At 69.0% G+C, this 17,020-nt stretch carries 13 protein-coding genes and 1 tRNA gene; 8 read left to right on the forward strand and 6 right to left on the reverse strand.

Annotated features, from left to right (window positions below):
* Window positions 1-7: 7 nt before the first annotated feature.
* Window positions 8-409 (forward strand): nuclear transport factor 2 family protein, encoded by a 402-nt coding sequence (locus OG912_RS18675; protein ID WP_327710348.1) that lies wholly within the window; start codon window positions 8-10, stop codon window positions 407-409.
* A 198-nt stretch (window positions 410-607) separates the two neighbouring features.
* Here OG912_RS18675 and OG912_RS18680 read toward each other — a convergent pair whose 3' ends face one another.
* Together OG912_RS18680 and OG912_RS18685 are read right to left on the reverse strand one after the other, a co-directional pair.
* Window positions 608-1,402, reverse strand: a complete 795-nt coding sequence (locus tag OG912_RS18680) for an SGNH/GDSL hydrolase family protein (RefSeq protein WP_326737144.1) — start codon at window positions 1,400-1,402, stop codon at window positions 608-610.
* Between the two features lie 311 nt (window positions 1,403-1,713).
* Window positions 1,714-2,829, reverse strand: coding sequence for a cobalt-precorrin-5B (C(1))-methyltransferase (locus OG912_RS18685; protein WP_327710349.1), 1,116 nt, complete (start codon window positions 2,827-2,829; stop codon window positions 1,714-1,716).
* Between the two features lie 11 nt (window positions 2,830-2,840).
* Here OG912_RS18685 and OG912_RS18690 point away from each other — a divergent pair, with 11 nt between their 5' ends.
* Window positions 2,841-3,596 carry a cobalt-precorrin-6A reductase gene (locus tag OG912_RS18690; protein ID WP_327710350.1) on the forward strand — a complete coding sequence of 252 codons (756 nt, stop codon included), beginning with the start codon at window positions 2,841-2,843 and terminating at the stop codon, window positions 3,594-3,596.
* Window positions 3,597-3,608: 12 nt separating this feature from the next.
* On the opposite strand, the gene OG912_RS18695 is transcribed toward OG912_RS18690, so the two are convergent.
* The gene (locus OG912_RS18695) at window positions 3,609-4,235 is read right to left on the reverse strand and encodes a precorrin-8X methylmutase (RefSeq protein ID WP_326737141.1); all 627 of its coding nucleotides are present in this window, start codon (window positions 4,233-4,235) and stop codon (window positions 3,609-3,611) included.
* Between the two features lie 296 nt (window positions 4,236-4,531).
* On the opposite strand from OG912_RS18695, the gene OG912_RS18700 reads away from it, so the two are divergent.
* The 5 genes from OG912_RS18700 (at window position 4,532) to OG912_RS18725 (ending at window position 12,500) form a co-directional block, all read left to right on the forward strand.
* Window positions 4,532-9,700 (forward strand): DUF5979 domain-containing protein, encoded by a 5,169-nt coding sequence (locus tag OG912_RS18700; protein ID WP_327710351.1) that lies wholly within the window; start codon window positions 4,532-4,534, stop codon window positions 9,698-9,700.
* A gap of 326 nt (window positions 9,701-10,026) precedes the next feature.
* Window positions 10,027-11,058 (forward strand): LacI family DNA-binding transcriptional regulator, encoded by a 1,032-nt coding sequence (locus OG912_RS18710; protein WP_327710352.1) that lies wholly within the window; start codon window positions 10,027-10,029, stop codon window positions 11,056-11,058.
* 360 nt (window positions 11,059-11,418) lie between these two features.
* Window positions 11,419-11,973 carry a hypothetical protein gene (locus OG912_RS18715; protein WP_327710353.1) on the forward strand — a complete coding sequence of 185 codons (555 nt, stop codon included), beginning with the start codon at window positions 11,419-11,421 and terminating at the stop codon, window positions 11,971-11,973.
* 73 nt (window positions 11,974-12,046) lie between these two features.
* The gene (locus tag OG912_RS18720; RefSeq protein ID WP_327710354.1) at window positions 12,047-12,175 is read left to right on the forward strand and encodes a hypothetical protein; all 129 of its coding nucleotides are present in this window, start codon (window positions 12,047-12,049) and stop codon (window positions 12,173-12,175) included.
* Window positions 12,176-12,242: 67 nt separating this feature from the next.
* On the forward strand, window positions 12,243-12,500 hold the full coding sequence (locus tag OG912_RS18725; protein ID WP_326737136.1) for a hypothetical protein: 258 nt from the start codon (window positions 12,243-12,245) through the stop codon (window positions 12,498-12,500).
* Between the two features lie 381 nt (window positions 12,501-12,881).
* Here OG912_RS18725 and OG912_RS18730 read toward each other — a convergent pair.
* Together OG912_RS18730 and OG912_RS18735 are read right to left on the reverse strand one after the other, a co-directional pair.
* Window positions 12,882-12,955 (reverse strand) — tRNA-Pro (locus tag OG912_RS18730).
* 93 nt (window positions 12,956-13,048) lie between these two features.
* A complete protein-coding gene (locus tag OG912_RS18735; protein ID WP_327710355.1) occupies window positions 13,049-13,990 on the reverse strand; it encodes a metallophosphoesterase in 942 nt (313 codons plus the stop codon).
* A gap of 79 nt (window positions 13,991-14,069) precedes the next feature.
* Here OG912_RS18735 and OG912_RS18740 point away from each other — a divergent pair, with 79 nt between their 5' ends.
* Window positions 14,070-14,534 carry a GatB/YqeY domain-containing protein gene (locus tag OG912_RS18740; RefSeq protein WP_327710356.1) on the forward strand — a complete coding sequence of 155 codons (465 nt, stop codon included), beginning with the start codon at window positions 14,070-14,072 and terminating at the stop codon, window positions 14,532-14,534.
* Between the two features lie 93 nt (window positions 14,535-14,627).
* On the opposite strand, the gene OG912_RS18745 is transcribed toward OG912_RS18740, so the two are convergent.
* Window positions 14,628-16,868 carry a transglycosylase domain-containing protein gene (locus OG912_RS18745; RefSeq protein WP_327710357.1) on the reverse strand — a complete coding sequence of 747 codons (2,241 nt, stop codon included), beginning with the start codon at window positions 16,866-16,868 and terminating at the stop codon, window positions 14,628-14,630.
* Between the last annotated feature and the right edge of the window lie 152 nt (window positions 16,869-17,020).

Raw genomic sequence — 17,020 nt, forward strand, 5'->3', positions numbered from 1 at the left:
TCGAACCATGACCACGACTGCTGATTCGAATGCTGATCTGCGTGCCACGGTCGAGAGTTACTGGACCGCGGCCGACCTCCGTGACTGGGACACCTTCGCGGCGACGCTCGCCGACGAGGTGGTGTACGACCTGCCGCAGACCCGCGAGCGCATTCGCGGCAAGGAGCGGTATCTGGTCTTCAACCGGGAGTACCCGGGGGACTGGCGGGTGCGCGTCGAGCGGATCGTGGCCGACCGGGCCGGGCGGCAGGCCGCCGTCCGGACGCTGTTCACGGACGGCGGGCAGGAGTCGTATGCCGTTCACTTCTTCACGTTCGACGCGCAGGGGCTGATCAGCGAGATCACCGACTTCTGGCCCGAACCGTACGAGCCCCCGGCAGGCCGGGAGCATCTCGTCGAGCGGTACTGAGCCGTGCGGTGCTGAGCCGTGCGGTGCTGAGCCGGGCGGTGCTGAGCCGTGCGGTGCTGAGCCGGGCGGTGCTGAGCCGGGCGGTGCTGAGCCGTGCGGCAGACGGTCGACGCCCGTACCTGAGCAGCACGGCGGCGCGGCACCGCTTCGGAGCCGGGAACTCCGGAGCGATGCCGCGCCGTTGCCTGCGTTCAGGCCCTACGCGACCGAGCGGAAGGCGGGCAGATAGCCGCCCGACTGCCCCGCGGCCTTGGGGTGGTACGAGTTGTACACCGGGATCGAGACGCTGTGGAGCCATGCGTCACCGGAGCACAGCTCGTGCCCGGTGAACTCGTCGACGACGCTGGAGAAGGTGAATCCGGCATTCGCCGCCTGCTTGGCGATGACGCCGTTCAGCACGTCGGACGCGTTGTTGATGGCGGTGCGTTCCTTCTCCGAGAGACCGGCGATGCAGCTGCCGCCGATCTTGTAGAAGCGCGGGTAGCCCAGCACCACGACATGTGCCTGCGGGGCCTTGGAGTGGATCGAGGTGTAGAGCGAACCCAGCCGGGACGGCAGCGTGTTGTTCATCTGCCCGACGGCCGCGTTCACGCCGGCGAGGCAGGCGGCCTCGCCGGACAGCACGCAGTCCTGCATGACGTCGGCGAACCCGACGTCGTTGCCGCCCGCGGTGACACTGACCAGCGAGGTCGACGAGCTCAGCGAGCCGAGCTGGCCGCTCGCCACGGAGCTCGTGGTGGCACCGGAACAGGCGACAAAGGCGAACGAGGAAGGGGAGTTCGCCGCCGCCCAGAGGTAGGGGTAGGCATTGGTGCTGCGGCGGCAGTCACCGCTGTCGGACAGATAGCTCCCGGCTCCGACACCGGACGAGTACGAGTCGCCCAGGGCGACATACCCGCCGGCGGCGGCCGAGGCCGGCTGGGCCATGCCGAGGGCAGCCGCGGCGGCGAGGAGCAGAGTGGATGCGGACGCCCAGAATCTCCGTACTGACATAGCTGTCGGCCCTCCGAAGTGTGGGGGGTGGGTGGGGGGTTGATGAGGCGTCACCTGTTGTAGCAGCTTCCGGTACCCGCCGGTAATGGTTGCGCGGGAACGTGCCGGAAATGCCCGAATGATCGTTCGGTAGCCGTAGCTCCGCGCGTAGATAAACCTGGAACTCGCCCTGAAACAAAGGTTTTACGACCACCTGCTCATCGCTTCACAGGTAATGGCACGAGAGCATTACAGAGCAGACGCCCCCGCCGAAGGCCGAAAGCCGAAAGCCGAAAGCCGAAAGCCGAGAGCCGAACACAGGGCGCGGGACCTCAGCGCACGCTGCTGCGCCCGACCACCACGCCGGCCCGGTCGATGCAGATGACGTCGACGGCGACCGGCGCGCCCCGCAGGACCGACAGCGCCTCGTCCCGTGCCGCCGAGGCCACCAGGTCCCCGAGCGGGACCCCGCGCGCCAGGCAGGAGCGGAGAGCCGCGAGTCCCGTGTTCGACGCGGCCACCTCGGCGGCCAGATCCTCGTCGGCCCCGCCCCGCCGGGCCAGGTCGGCCAGGAACGACGTGTCGACCTGGGAACGCCCCGAGTGCAGGTCGAGATGGCCGGCGGCGAGCTTCGACAGCTTGGCGAACCCCCCGCAGACGGTGAGCCGTTCCACCGGATGGCGGCGTACGTACTTGAGCACCGCGCCCGCGAAGTCCCCCATGTCCAGCAGGGCGATCTCCGGCAGCCCGTACTCGGCCACCACGGTCTTCTCCGAGGTGGAACCGGTGCAGCCCGCCACATGGGTCTGCCCGTCGGCCAGCGCCACGTCCACACCGCGGCGGATCGAATCGATCCACGCCGAGCAGGAGTACGGCACGACCACACCGGTCGTGCCGAGGATGGACAGGCCGCCCAGGATGCCCAGACGCGGATTCCAGGTGGAGCGGGCGATCTCCTCGCCGTCGTCCACGGAGAGCGTGATCTCCACATCCCCCGCGCCCCCGTGCGCCGTTGCGACCCTGCCGATGTGCTCCCGCATCATCCGGCGGGGCACCGGGTTGACGGCGGGCTCGCCGACGTCGAGCGGCAAGCCGGGCAGCGTGACCGTGCCCACCCCCGGTCCGGCCCTGAACACCACGCCCGAGCCGGGCGGCAGCACCCGCACGGTGGCCCGTACGAGAGCCCCGTGCGTGACGTCGGGATCGTCCCCCGCGTCCTTGACGATGCCGGCCGTGGCCCGCCCGTCGTGCAGTTCCTCCACCGCGAGCGCGAAGGCGGGGGTCTGGCCGCCGGGCAGGGTGATGGTCACCGGGTCGGGGAAGTCGCCGGTCAGCAGGGCCGTGTACGCGGCCGTGGTGGCGGCGGTCGCGCAGGCGCCGGTGGTCCAGCCGGGCCGCAGACCGGTGTGCTTGAGTTGGGCGCCGCGTCCGCCCGCCGCCTCACCCATGGAGGGATCCGATGCACGTCCTCGTACTCGGCGGCACGACGGAGGCCCGTCGGCTGGCCGAACTACTGGTGGCGGAGCTGCCCACGGGCGCCCGGGTGACGAGTTCGCTGGCCGGCCGGGTCACCGGACCGAGGCTGCCGCCCGGCGAGGTGCGCATCGGCGGTTTCGGCGGAGCCGAGGGCCTGGCCGCATGGCTGCGTACGCACCGGGTGGATGCGCTCATCGACGCCACCCATCCTTTCGCCGGGACCATCAGTTTCCACGCGGCCGCCGGTGCCGCTGCCGCCCATGTTCCCCTGCTCGCTCTGCGCCGTCCCGGCTGGGTGCCCGGCGCGGGCGACGACTGGCACCCGGCCGCCTCCCTGGAGGAGGCTGCGGCGGTGCTCCCCGCCCTGGGCCGGCGCGTGTTCCTCACGACGGGGCGCCTCGGCCTCGCCGCCTTCGCGGGGCTGGACGGCCTGTGGTTCCTGACGCGGTCGGTGGACGCACCCGCACCGCCGTACCCCGCGCGGATGGAGACGCTGCTCGACCGGGGCCCGTTCACCCTCGACGGGGAGCGCGAGCTGATCCGCCGCCATCGCATCGACGTCCTCGTCACGAAGGACAGCGGTGGCGCGGCCACCGCCCCCAAACTCGCCGCGGCCCGCGAGGCGCGGATCCCGGTGGTCGTGGTGCGACGGCCACCGGTCCCGGAAGGCGTGGCGGTGGCCGGCACCCCGGAGGAGGCCGTCACCCGGCTGCGCGACCACCTCGGCCACACGCCATGACCGGCCGGGTGTTCACTCCTCCTCGCTGGCGATCGCGTTGATGGCCGAGGCCGCCATCGCACTGCCGCCCCGCCGGCCCCGCACGATCAGGTGATCGAGCCCCGACGGGTGCGCGGCCAGGGCGTCCTTGGACTCGGCGGCACCCACGAATCCGACCGGCACACCGATGACGGCGGCGGGACGCGGTGCCCCCTCCTCGATCAGTTCGAGCAGCCGGAACAGCGCGGTGGGCGCGTTCCCGACGGCGACGACCGCACCGTCCAGCCGGTCGCGCCACAGCTCCAGCGCGGCGGCGCTGCGGGTCGTACCGAGCTCCGCCGCGAGACCGGGCACCGCCGGGTCGGAGAGGGTGCACACCACCTCGTTGTCCGCGGGCAGCCGCCGCCGGGTGATGCCACTGGCCACCATCGCCACGTCGCACAGGATCGGCGCACCGCCCCGCAGCGCCGCCCGGGCACGGCCGACCACGTCCGGGGTGAAGGCGAGATCGCGCACCAGGTCGACCATGCCGCAGGCGTGGATCATCCGGACCGCCACCTGGCTCACATCGGCCGGCAGTCCCGTCAGGTCCGCCTCTGCCCGGATGGTGGCGAAGGACTGGCGATAGATGGCCGGTCCGTCCTTCTCGTACTGGTGCACAGTGCTGTCGCTCTCTTCGTCTCTGCATCGGGGAACGGCCGTACGGGCTCGCCCGAGGCTACCCACCGTGCGGGTGATCCCCGCACGGCCGTCCCGATCACCCACATGGCGGAAATTCGTGACTGATCATCAGATCAACGGCGTGGCTGGCTCGGCCGTCCGAGTGTCACATGCCTACGTTCACTCACGGTAACTGTCTGGGGTCAGAGCCGACGGGGCTGTCGAGGACGGACGTCGGTGTGAAGGGAAGAGGCTGGTTCATGTCCGGACTGCGGCACAGGTTTGCCCGTCTACCTGTGGGAATCACAGCTGCACTGACCCTGTTGTTCGTCTCCCAGGGGGCCGCGATGCCGCTCGAGGCGGCGGCGGACGACCCCATGAGTTCCGTCGGGATCACCAAGACCAACAGCACGGGCGGTGATCCGCTGGAGCCCGGTGACGAGTTCATCTACACGCTCAACGGGCAGTGCTCGGGGCTGACGGTCGACTGCGTGGACTTCACCGTCACCGACACGCTGCCCGAGGGGCTGGACGTCACCAGCCTCCCGCAGTCCACCACCACCCGTGACGTCACGTACGACGAGTCGACGCGGAAGCTCACCGTCGTCTACAAACAGCCGCTGCAGAATCCCGAGGGCAAGACCGGTCTGCGGGCGGGGCAGGCGGGCGCCGTGGAGATCGGTATGCGGCTGCCTGCCGACACCCAGGCGGCGGACGGCACCACCATCAGCAACACCGCGGACGTCACGGCCGCCAACGCCGACCCGAAGTCATCGGCCTCCGATGTGACGGTCTCCATCCCGCGGGCGGTCAAGCCGGTGGCGACGAAGACCTGGGAGGACGGCTCCGCGGTCGCCGGCACCGGTGAGGAGTCGACGATCACGCTCGGGGTACGTAACAACTCCTCCTCGTCCGCCGAGGTCACCGAGCTGTCCGTGTCCGACACGAGTGCGGAGACCTTCGAGTACTTCGACTTCACCTCCGCCTCCGTGACCGCGTTTCCCAAGGGCGCCGACCAGGCGCACCTGGTGGTGACCACGGCCGACGGCGCCACGCACACCGGGGACGTCATCTCCTCGCCCGGCGAGCTGCCGCTGCCCGGTGGCGTCGCCGCGGGCGATGTCGTCGGGTTCGAGGTCGTGTTCACCAACAGCGGTGGTGACCCGCTGCCGTACGACGCGACCGGCGGCACCGTCGAGGTGGGGCTGAAGCTCCGCGAGACCAAGCGTTCGGACGGGTCGCCGCTGCGGCCCACCGACAAGATCACCGTCGACAACTGCGCGGTCCCGTCCGCCCAGGAGACCACCGACGGCAAGGTCGTCGGTACGCAGGCCTGCGACACGTACGACATCCTGCCGGACGTTCTCGTGCTCAACGGGTCCAAGAAGTTCTTCCCGGACTCCAACGGCAACTTCGCGCAGGACAACGGCGAACACGCCGTGATCGGCGTGGACTCCCCGGTCAGCATGATGGTCGACGTCAAGAACAACTCCCCGTTCCCGGTGAAGTCGATCACGATCACCGAGCCGGACGCGGACGCGGCCAGTGAGTTCGACAAGGTCGCGGTGAGCCAGGTCAGGCTGCGCCTCCCGGCAGGCGCCACCGAGGCGAAGCTGACCGTCACCTACGCCGACGGCACCAGCACCACGGACACGTACACCGAGAACCAGACCGTCGACGTGGCCAAGGACGGCACCTCCGTCACCAAGGTGGAGGTCGTGTACACCGGCGTCGACGGCGACGGGAACCCCACGATCGAGGCGGGCGCCGACGCGGGCCTGGACCTCCACGGCACGCTGACCGACGCCGTCACCGCGGACGACCTGCCCTCCGGCAGCAGCCCCGGCATCGCCAACTGCGCCGGGTTCAAGGGAGACGCCGGCCGCACCGACGGCAGCGGAACCGCGACGGGCACCGCATGCCAGGACCTGCCCATCGAGTCGCCGAACAGCTCCGGGTCCGGTTCCAAGACCGTCGACCAGACCGACGTGCCGCCCGGCCAGCCCATCCCGATGCATCTCAAGTTCAGCAACAACGGCAACAAGGCGCTGGTGGACCCGGTCCTCACCGACCCGCCCGCCGACGCGGACGGCAAGCCGACCGGCCCGAGCCCCTTCGACGTGCTGCAGATCGACTCCGTGTCGGTCTCCCCGTCCTCCGCCCCGGTCGCCATCGAGCTCTGGGACCCGACGGCGGGCGGCGGTGCGGGCGCCTGGGTCGCGTACGACGACTCCGACACCGCCCTGCTGCACCGGGCCACAGGCGTACGCGCCTCCTACGACGGGAACATGCCGCCCCAGTCCAGCTTCACGGTCGACCTCGTCACCGAGCGCCGCGAAGGCGTCGAGGACGGGGGGACGTTCAACAACTGCTACTCGATCTCCGCGGGCGGCGACTTCGTGGCCGGCGACCCGGTGTGCTCTCCCGAGCTCACCACCGGTCCCGCAGACGACTCGGCCTCCCTCAACAAGTCGATCAGCCCCGGTGAACTCCCCGAGTACGTCCCCGGACTGCCCCGGCAGCACGCGGACGCCTCGCTCACCGTGCGCAACACCGGCAACATGTCGGCCAAGTACCTGCAGATGACCGACCAGGACAGCGACTTCTTCGACGCCGTCGACCTCGTGTCGATCAAGTCGAACACGATGCCGGCCGGGGCCGACCGGGTGCAGATCGACGCCTACGTCGACGGAGCCTGGGTCAACGGCACACCTTCGGCCTCCGCCGCCCTGCCCTCGGGCGTGAACGCCGCGGACGTGACCGGCATCCGTGCCACGTACTCCTCGACCAGCGGATTCAACGACGGGTACACGATCACCCCGTGCGCCGAGACCGCCTGCTCCGGGGTGCTGGTTCTCGACGTCAGTCCGCGCCCGGCACTGCGTGACGGCGGCGGTCCCGTCCCCAGCCATCTGGAGGACACCCTGAGCGGCAGCTTCCTCACCAAGATCGAGGACGAGGACAAGCCCAAGGACATCGCCCCGGTCAGCGCCACCCTCGACCTGGTCAAGGGTGACCCGGTGCTGGACGTGAGCAAGACGCCCAACACCGCACTCGCGCCCGGCGAGGACGCGCCCTTCTACCTGAAGGTCACCAACACCGGTACGGCGAACGTCCCGAACCTCGTGGTGAAGGACGCGCTTCCTGAAGGCATCGCGTTCGTCGACACCTTCGAGGGCGACAACGGCGAGCCCTACAAGGTCATCGACACCAAGGTGCCCGACGGAACGCCTCCTGTCCCGACCCCCGTGTTCAACCAGACGACCGGTGACGGCCGTGTCTCGGCACTCAGCTGGGACTTCTCCAAGAACGCGGACGGCTCGGCATGGGTGCTGGCTCCCGGCGCCACCCTGACCATCGAGATCCACGTCCGGCTGGAGGCCGGCATCAACGCCGGTGACGTCGTCACCAACACGATGGGTGCCACCTCCTCCGACCAGGACATGACCTGCGAGGGCACCTCGCAGAACGACGGCTCCTTCGGGGACGGCCTGTACTGCGTCGCCGAGGCGACCCTGACCGCCAAGTCCGGCGCTGCCTTCATGGCTCGCAAGTGGGTCTCCGGCAACGACGAACTGGGCTGGTACAACACCCGCTCCGGCAAGGTCGTCGACGTGGGCGACGACTCCTGCCTGACCGCCACCGACGCCACCGGCCGCCGCTACACCGCCAACCCGTGCATCGCGCTGGTCGACCCCGGCGACCAGTACCACTACCTGATGCGCGTCCAGAACGCCGGCACGGAGTCCGGCACCGCCATGCGCATCGTCGACCGCTTCCCCGTCCAGGGCGACAAGGGCGTCATCCTCGACGAGCAGCGGGGCACCGCGTGGGACAAGCGGCCCACGCTCGCCTCCGAGCCGAAGCTGGACGGGCCGGGCACCATGGCCGTCGCCTACGAGAACGACGAGCCGCTGTGCACCGACGACCTCGACATGGGCGGCGCCGGTTCGAACGCGGAACAGTGCCCGTCCTCCACATGGGACGACGCCTACGGTGCCGCGGCGGTCGGCGCCCGGATGGAGCTCACGTTCAGCCCGGCGCTCGCCCCGGGCGGCACGGTCGACATCACGTACGCGATGGACACCCCGGTCGACGTCACCCACAACGGTGACCCGACGATCGCCTGGAACTCCTACGCGCACAACGAGACGACCGACCGGGCAGGATCCCCCCGGGTCCTCCAGGCCAACGAGCCCACCCAGGTCGGCGTCGCCCTCGCCTACGGCGGTCTGAAGCTGGTCAAGCAGCTCGGCGACCACCCCGACCAGCTGGACGGCCCGCTGAAGCGGATCCCGTTCCCGTACCACGTGACCTGCGTCATCGACCCGGAGGGCGGTGAGCCCCGTACGGTCCTCGACAAGGACTACCGGGTCTCCGTGAACAAGCCCGTCACCGTCGAGGACCTGCCGGCGGGTGCGCAGTGCTCGGTGTGGGAGACGTCCGCCCGCGGCGGCAGCGCCGACCACACCGCCGACAACCCCGTCGAGGTGACGATCGTGCCGGGCATCGGCACCGAGCCGGTGCAGACGGCGGAGATCACCAACACCTTCCGGTTCGGTGAGCTGACGCTCAAGAAGGACCTGGAGGGCGACGCGGCGGACTACGCCACGGACCGCACGTTCAAGGTCGATGTCTCCTGCACCCTGCCGGACGCGTCCGGTGCGGCCGGTGACCGTGTCCTGCACAAGACCTACGAGGTGAAGACGGGCGAGCCCGTCACCGTGAAGCCCCTGCCGGTCAACAGTCGTTGCTGGGCGGAGGAGGTGGACACGGGCGGCGCCGCCAAGGCGGTCGTCGACCACGGTTCGCCCGACAACCCGGCTGTGGTCACGGCAGAGGGACCGGAGGGCGAGGGGGCGGTCATCACCGTCACCAACACCTTCCCGGCCGCGAAGCTGACCGTCAGCAAGAAGGTGGTGAACGGCGGCTCGGGACCGTACGACTTCGGTCTCGCGTGCACCACGGACCAGGGCGACGTCGCCCTCGCGGCGGACGACAGCGCCTTCTCCCTGAAGGACGGCGATGAGCGCGAGATCAGCGTGCCCGAGGGCGCGGAGTGCACCGTGACCGAGCTGAACGTGCCCGAGGGGGACACGGTGACCGTCACCGCGTCCGACGACGGGACGGACGGCACGGTGGTCGTCGCCGGCGAGGCATCGGTCGACGTCACGAACACCTTCGAGAAGAAGCCGGACGGGGACGGCGGTGACAGCGGCGGCGGTGACCACGGTGGCGGTGACCACGGTGGCGGTGGCAACGGCGGTGGTGACCACAACGGTGGTGGTGCCAACGGTGGCGGCGACCAGCCGGGTCCCGACAACGGCGGCAAGCCGGAGCACGACAACGGCCACCTGGCCGACACCGGTGCCTGGACCTGGACCGTCCTCGGCATCCTGGCTGCCGCGCTGGCCCTCGTGGGCGGAGTGACGGCCCGCACGCTCAGCCGCAGGCGCGCCGGCTGAGCCGACGGCCCGCAGCACGGCAGGGCCCCGCACGAGAGCTCAAGGCTCTCGTGCGGGGCCCTTGCCATGCCCGCGCCTTCGCGGTCGGCGTACGCCGTCACCGTGGAAGCAGTGTCGGGCAGGGGCGATACAGTCGGCGTCGTGGTAAGTGCGCACACTCTGCTGAGAAACCTTCTCCTTCATGCCGACCGCCTCGCCCCGCACGCCGCGGCCGATCAGGGGCTGCGAACGCTGCTGCCCGGCGAGCAGGCCCGGCTCCGCGTGACCGGCGGCGGTTCCGCGGACGCGAAGAGGGCGCGGGCCGCCCTCTTGTGCGCGGACGCGAGGTGAACAGTCCCGCACGTGTGACGATCAAGGACGTTGCCGCCCGGGCGGGTGTGTCCAAGGGGGCCGTCTCGCTGGCGTTCAACCAGAAGCCGGGCGTCTCGGCTGCCACCCGCCAGAGGATCTTCGAGGCCGCGAAGGAGCTGGGCTGGGCGCCGAACCTCACCGCGCGCAGCCTCTCCAGCCAGCGGGTGGACATCATCGGCCTGGCCCTGTGCCGCCCCGCCCGGCTGCTGGGACTCGAACCGTTCTACATGGACTTCATCTCCGGTATCGAGAGCGTGCTGGCCGAGCGGTCGCACTCCTTGCTCCTGAGGCTGGTGCGGGATCTCGACGAGGAGACCGAGCAGTACAGGTCCTGGTGGCGGAGCCAGACGATCGCGGGCGCCATCCTGGTCGACTTCCACGAGGACGATCCGAGGGTTCCGTCGCTGGAGTCCATCGGGCTGCCGGCGGTGGCCGTCGGGCATCCGTCCCTCACCGGCTCGTTCCCCGCGGTGTGGACCGACGACGCCACGGCCGCGGCCGAGGCCGTCCGCTATCTGGCGGCGCTCGGACACCGGCGCATCGCCCGCGTCGGCGGTCCGGTCGGTCTCGGGCACAGCGCCATCCGGGCCACCGCCTTCGCGGCCACGATGCGGGAGCTGGGCCTTGAGGCAGGCCGGCAGATCGCGACGGGCTTCGACGGAAGCGAGGGGGCCAGGGCGACCCGGTCCCTGCTGATGTCGGCCGAGCGCCCCACGGCCATCGTCTACGACAACGACATCATGGCCGTCGCAGGAGCGGGAGTCGCCGCCGAGATGGGCTTCGTGGTCCCCGACGACCTGTCCCTGCTCGCCTGGGACGACTCGCAGCTGTGCCGGATCACGCACCCCACCCTGTCGGCCATGAGCCACGATGTGCACAACTTCGGAGCGCAGGTGGCCCGCACACTCTTCGCGGTCATAGAAGGCCGGCACACCGGATCCGTACAGGTACCGACCCCGTCCCTCACCCCGCGGGGTTCCACCGCGAAGGCGCCTTCCCGGAGTTGAGAGAAGCAGTGCCCCGCGCTGCTGCCGATATGGAACGGGGTGAAAGCCCGAACGGCTCCGAAGACGACCGAAAGGCAATCAGTGGCCTGATCCGCTGAGCGGATCAGGCGTCCGGGAAAACTTCTGCCATCACGGGATATGTACGGATCGCGGAGCCGTGACGTGCGTGCGAATGCCGTGAACGCGATGACTGATTCCTCCCATTCGGGCACCGCTGCGGCTGATTCAGCTCGATAGTCCCATTCAATGTCACATGCTGACCATTTCGCGACGGAAGTTTGGAATTCCTCGTGGCATGTGCATTCAATGCGATACTCTCCGCACGTCAGGATTACCTGACTGTCACTTGATGGGGGAAGAGTGAAGACTTCAGTAGGCTTTGCCGGAATCTGTGCCGTCCTGCTCGCTGCGACCGTGGCGGTGCCTGCCGCGTCGGCGGCCGACAGGTCCGAGCCGACGGGTAATACGTCGATTGCGACCGTGGATGTCAAGGGCGTTCAGGTCGACAAGCAGGCAAGTGACGCAACCAAGCAGATCGTTGCGGCCGATGCGAAGGTTGCCGCAGCCGCTGCCAACGTATGCGGAACCGGCTACACCATCTCCGTCAGTGCCGCCCGGTACGGCACGTACGGCACCACGTACACCTGGACCAACGGCAAGACGACAGGCAGCAGCTACTACGACAAGCCGATCTGCGCCGTGTTCTTCAACGACACCGGAGTCGCGCACTCCATGCGCCTCAAGCTGGCGGACAACTACACGGACACCGCCGACGTCGAGGACTCCGGAACGTTCAGCAGCTACGCCGGCCCCGTTTACCAGAACCGTGGCTATTGCGGCAAGGCGTACTCGTACATGAAGATCGGCACCAGCGTCGTCGTCGACAACTACCTCACCGTGGGTGCCTGTAACTGATGCAATTCCGCCGCACTGTGCTGCGCCCCGCCACCTGGGGCGCAGCACTGCTCATCACCGCGCTGGCCACCGGATGCTCGGACGGTACGAGTCCTTCGGCCGCCCCCTCGTCCTCTTCTGCTGCCCCTTCGTCGGCCCCTCCAGCCGCATCGAGCAGTACTCCGGGCAATTCGGGTACTCCGAGTACTCCGGCGACAACTGAGGCGAGTCCGGAACCGTCGCCGGTCATCAGTCACCAGGGCAAGACGAAGATCATTACGCTTGGTGATGTGGAGGTCCGGGTCACTCGCGGTGCGATCGGCTTCAATGTCGCCTGCAATGCCACCAATACCTATGACAGGACTCTCAACATCAGGGTCACCGTCAGCGTGGGAATCGGCGAGGACTGGGTGCGCGCCACTGAATTCGACTTCCCGAATGTGGCGGCAGGACAGACGGGCAGGGAGACCACTCTCGTAGGCGATTCCTACGAGGGTGAATTGCCGGACGAACCGAAGGTCTACATCGACTCGGTCATAAACTACTGAGAGATACGGCCGATGGCCGCCTGCGGCGAGGGTGCGGCCAGTAGGTGCTGGAGGCGTGGCGAGCCGCGGTTGATCCGTATTCGGCACCTCATGCTTTCAATTTGCCGAAAGTGCGCATTCTGTCCCGCGGATGCGGGCGGGGCCGAGGATCATGCGGCGGAGCCGGGCCATGGCCCGGCTCCGGTCGGCCATGGCCGAGGGTGAGGAACAGCCGGTTGCGGGCCTCGCCGTCCGAGACGCCGGTCCGCCGGTCCGGGCGGCGCGGATCTTGCCGGTCAGCCACAAGCGCGAGCACGGCCGCGAGCACCGAGCGATCTCCGGAAACGCAGGAAGGGCCTGATCCACTCAGTGGATCAGGCCCTTGACCTGGTCTTACGGCTGTCGGGGTGGCGGGATTTGAACCCACGACCTCTTCGTCCCGAACGAAGCGCGCTGCCAAGCTGCGCTACACCCCGATCGCCGCCGGTCTCCCGGCGACATCGATTACTTTAGCCCACCGGCGCCCGGAGACGAAATCCGCTTTTTGCCGATGGGGCGGGCGCCCCGGGTTACACGTCCCGCGCCGTCAACGTCAGCAGGGTCGCCTCCGGGGGGCAGGCGAAGCGGACCGGGGTGTAGCGGTTGGTGCCGCAGCCGGCCGAGACGTGGAGGTAGGCGCGGTGGCCCTCGGCCGTGTGGCTGGAGAGGCCCTTCACCCGGTCCGTGTCCAGGTCGCAGTTGGTGACCAGGGCGCCGTAGAAGGGGATGCACAGCTGGCCGCCATGGGTGTGGCCGGCCAGGATCAGCGGGTAGCCGTCCGCGGTGAAGGCGTCGAGGGAGCGCAGGTAGGGGGCGTGGACCACGCCGATGGAGAGGTCGGCGCCCGTCTCGGGGCCGCCCGAGACCTCGGCGTAGCGGTCACGCCGGATGTGCGGGTCGTCGAGGCCGGTGAAGGCCAGCTCCAGGCCGTCGAGCTTCAGACGGCCGCGTGCGTTGGACAGGTTCAGCCAGCCCGCGTCGTCGAAGGCGTCGCGCATCGGTTCCCACGGGTTGTGGACGACGCCGACCGCCGGGGCGTTCCCGTTGAGCCCGTGCTTGCCCGCCGCCTTGTCGAAGAGGTAGCGGGCGGGGTTGCGGAGCTTCGGGCCGTAGTAGTCGTTGGAGCCGAACACGTACACACCCGGGAACTCCATCAGCGGACCGAGCGCGTCGAGCAGTTCAGGGACCGCCTCCGGGTCGGAGAGGTTGTCGCCGGTGTTCACGACGAAGTCCGGGCGCAGCCCGGCCAGGGACTGCAGCCAGGCGCGCTTCTTGCGCTGGCCGCCGACCATGTGGACGTCGGAGACCTGCAGGACGCGCAACGGGCGTGCCCCGTGCGGGAGTACCGGGACGGTGACCCTTCGCAGACGGAACGAGCGGGCCTCGAATCCGGCTGCGTAGGCGAGACCGGCGGCGCCGGCCGCGGCGGTGACCGCCGTGATTTTCAGGGGTACTCCGTAGCGTGCGCGCATGCGCCCATCGTCGCAGACGGCGCGTGTCCACAGGAAAACCGGCGGGCGGCGGACACCCCGCACCTGCCACAATCACCCCATGACCACGCTCAAGTCCAAGCTCAAGGAAGACCTCACCACGGCCATGAAGGCGCGCGACGAGCTGACCTCGTCCACGCTCCGGCTGACCCTCACCGCGATCACCAAGGAGGAGGTCGGCGGAAAGACGGCCCGCGAACTCTCCGATGACGAGGTGCAGAAGGTGATCGCCAAGGAGGCCAAGAAGCGCCGCGAGGCGGCCGAGGCCTTCGCCAAGGGCGGCCGGACCGAGCAGGCCGAGCGGGAGAAGCGGGAGGGCGAGCTGCTCGACGCCTACCTCCCGCAGCAGCTGAGCGACGGCGAGCTGACCGCGATCGTGACGTCCGCCGTCGACGAGGCGAAGGCCGCCGGGGCCGAGGGGCCGCGTGCCATGGGCGCCGTCATGAAGATCGTGAACCCGAAGGTCGCGGGGCGCGCCGAGGGCGGCCGGGTGGCCGCCACGGTGAAGAAGCTCCTCGCGGGCTGAGTTCGCGCGGTTCAGCAGGCGGACATGAAGGTGGGGCGCCCCCGGCCGGGGGCGCCCCACCTTCATGTCCGGCGTACGCAGGGACCGGTCGGGTCAGGGGCCGTTGGTCCCGCCGTCGTTCTGACCGCGGCCGTTGCCGTCGTTTCCGCCGATCAGGCCCGGCGGAATGCTGATGCCGGGGAAGGGGGTGTCGTCGCCGGGCTTGTCGTCGCCCTGACCCGGCTTGTTCTTGTCCCGGTCCTTGTCCTTGTCCTCCTTCGGCTTCGCCCGCGGTACGTCGACCGGGGTGAAGGCCGGGGTTTCGGAGGCGTTCAGGGAACCGGTCATCGCCGTCCGCCAGATCGGACCGGGCAGACAGCCACCGCAGACGTCCTCGTAGTACTGGCCGCCGATGGTGATGTTGCTCATCGGGATCTGGTGGGCGCCGTCGCTGCCGACCCACACCGCCGTGGACAGGTTCGGCGTGTAGCCGACGAACCAGGCGTTGATGCGCTCGTCGGTCGTACCGGTCTTGCCCGCGTTGTCACGGTCGCTGAGACCGGCCGACTGTCCGGTGCCGTCCTCGACGACGCCCTTGAGCATCTGGTTGATGGTGTCGGCCGTGTGCTCGCTCATGGCACGGTTGCACGTCGACTTCGGTACGTCGATCTTCTTCCCGTTCGGCTTGGTCACCGACAGGATCGCGATCGGGGAGCAGTACGTGCCGCGATTGGCGAAGGTGGCGTAGACCGAGGCCATCGCCAGCGGCGTCGACTCCTGGCCGCCGAGGGTGGTGGCGGGGTTCTGCAGCAGCGGCTTGTTGTCGCCGCGGTTGTAGCCGACCTTCTTCGCCATCGTGAGGGTCTCGCAGAGGCCCGCCTTCTGCTCCAGCTTGGCGAAGTAGGTGTTGATCGACTTGCCCAGCGCGCTGGTCATGTCGAAGGTGCCCTTCTCCGACTCCATCTCGTTCTCGACGTTCCACGGGATGGTGTCCGCAGGCTCGTTCTCGCAGGTGCGGAAGCCGTCGGCGGGAAGAGTGATCTTGTAGTCCGTGGTGAAGCTCTGGGCCGGACTGATCCCCTTCTCCAGCGCGGCTGCCGCGGTGATCGGCTTGAAGGTCGATCCCACCTGGAAGCCGGCGTAGCTGCCGCCCATCTTGTGGTCGACGGAGAGGTTCAGCATGGTCTGGTGCTGGGACGCGTCCAGTCCGTAGGGACGGGACTGGGCCATCGCCATGATCTGACCGGTGCCGGGCTGTACCTGGACCACAGAGGCCGCGACCTTGTCGGTCTCGTCGACCCGGGAGGTGGCTGCCTCGTTGGAGGCGGCCTGGGAACGCGGGTCCAGCGTCGTCTTGATGGTCAGTCCGCCGGTCGCCCAGAGCTTGGCGCGGTCCTTCGCGGTCTTGCCGAAGGCCGGGTCGTTCATGACGACCTCGTATACGTAGGCGCAGAAGAAGCCGGAACCGCTGACCGCGGTGATGCAGCCGTTCTTCGGCCGCTTCACCTTCAGCTTGATCGGGGTCTCCTTGGCCTTGTCGGCCTCCTGCTGCGAGATGTCACCGACATCGGCCATCCGCTGGATCACGGTGTTGCGACGCTTGGTCGCCTCCTCCGTGTCGTTGACGGGGTCGTAGCGGCTGGGCGACTGCACGATGCCGGCCAGCATCGCAGCCTCCTCCAGCTTCAGGTCCTTGGCCGACTTGGAGAAGTACCGCTGGGAGGCCGCCTCGACGCCGTACGCCTGCTGGCCGAAGAAGGTGATGTTGAGGTAGTTCTCCAGGATCTTCTTCTTGCCGAGCTCTTCCTCGACCTGGATCGCGTACTTCAGCTCCTGGACCTTGCGGCCCAGCGTCTGCTGGGTGGCCTGCGCGACCTTGGTCGGGTCGTCGCCCGCCTCCTCGACGAAGACGTTCTTCACGTACTGCTGGGTGAGGGTCGACGCGCCCTGCGCGGTCCCGCCCGCCTGTACGTTGCGGTTCATCGCACGCAGGATGCCCTTGAGGTCGACCGCGCCGTGCTCGTAGAAGCGGGCGTCCTCGATCGCGATGATCGCCTTCTGCATGTACGGGGAGATCTTCGTCAACGGGACCACGGTGCGGTCCCGCGAGTACACCGTGGCGATCTGGCCGCCCTGGTTGTCCAGGATCGTGGTGCGCTGGCTCAGCGGCGGAGTCTTCAGGTTGGCCGGGATCTCGTCGAACCCGTCGACCGTCCCCTTGGCGGCGAGACCCAGTGCTCCGGCGGCCGGCAGCGCGATGCCCGCCAGGACCACTCCGGAGAGTGCGGCGACACCGAGGAACTTGGCGGCCTGCTGGGTCGTCGTGAGACCCCCGCCCGAGCGCTTCTTTGGCATGGGGGCAGCCTACGTTCTCATTCGCCGGACACACGTATATGCCTTGGCCTAAGCTGCTCTCAACTGTCACAGCAGTCCGGTTTTGTATCAACCCCCCTGCATGACCCTGTGCATGACCCGGCCACGAGTTCAGGCGCTCCCGAAATCGCCTC

Origin of the sequence: Streptomyces sp. NBC_00464, assembly GCF_036013915.1 — a bacterium.
Classification (GTDB): Bacteria; Actinomycetota; Actinomycetes; order Streptomycetales; family Streptomycetaceae; genus Streptomyces.

Coding starts and splice junctions, on each gene's coding strand:
- OG912_RS18680 (WP_326737144.1), bottom strand. CDS start 1,402: ATGTCAGTACGGAGATTCTGGGCGTCCGCATCCACTCTGCTCCTCGCC.
- OG912_RS18675 (WP_327710348.1), top strand. CDS start 8: ATGACCACGACTGCTGATTCGAATGCTGATCTGCGTGCCACGGTCGAG.
- OG912_RS18740 (WP_327710356.1), top strand. CDS start 14,070: ATGACCACGCTCAAGTCCAAGCTCAAGGAAGACCTCACCACGGCCATG.
- OG912_RS18720 (WP_327710354.1), top strand. CDS start 12,047: ATGCTCGGACGGTACGAGTCCTTCGGCCGCCCCCTCGTCCTCTTCTGC.
- OG912_RS18690 (WP_327710350.1), top strand. CDS start 2,841: ATGCACGTCCTCGTACTCGGCGGCACGACGGAGGCCCGTCGGCTGGCC.
- OG912_RS18745 (WP_327710357.1), bottom strand. CDS start 16,868: ATGCCAAAGAAGCGCTCGGGCGGGGGTCTCACGACGACCCAGCAGGCC.
- OG912_RS18685 (WP_327710349.1), bottom strand. CDS start 2,829: ATGGGTGAGGCGGCGGGCGGACGCGGCGCCCAACTCAAGCACACCGGT.
- OG912_RS18735 (WP_327710355.1), bottom strand. CDS start 13,990: ATGCGCGCACGCTACGGAGTACCCCTGAAAATCACGGCGGTCACCGCC.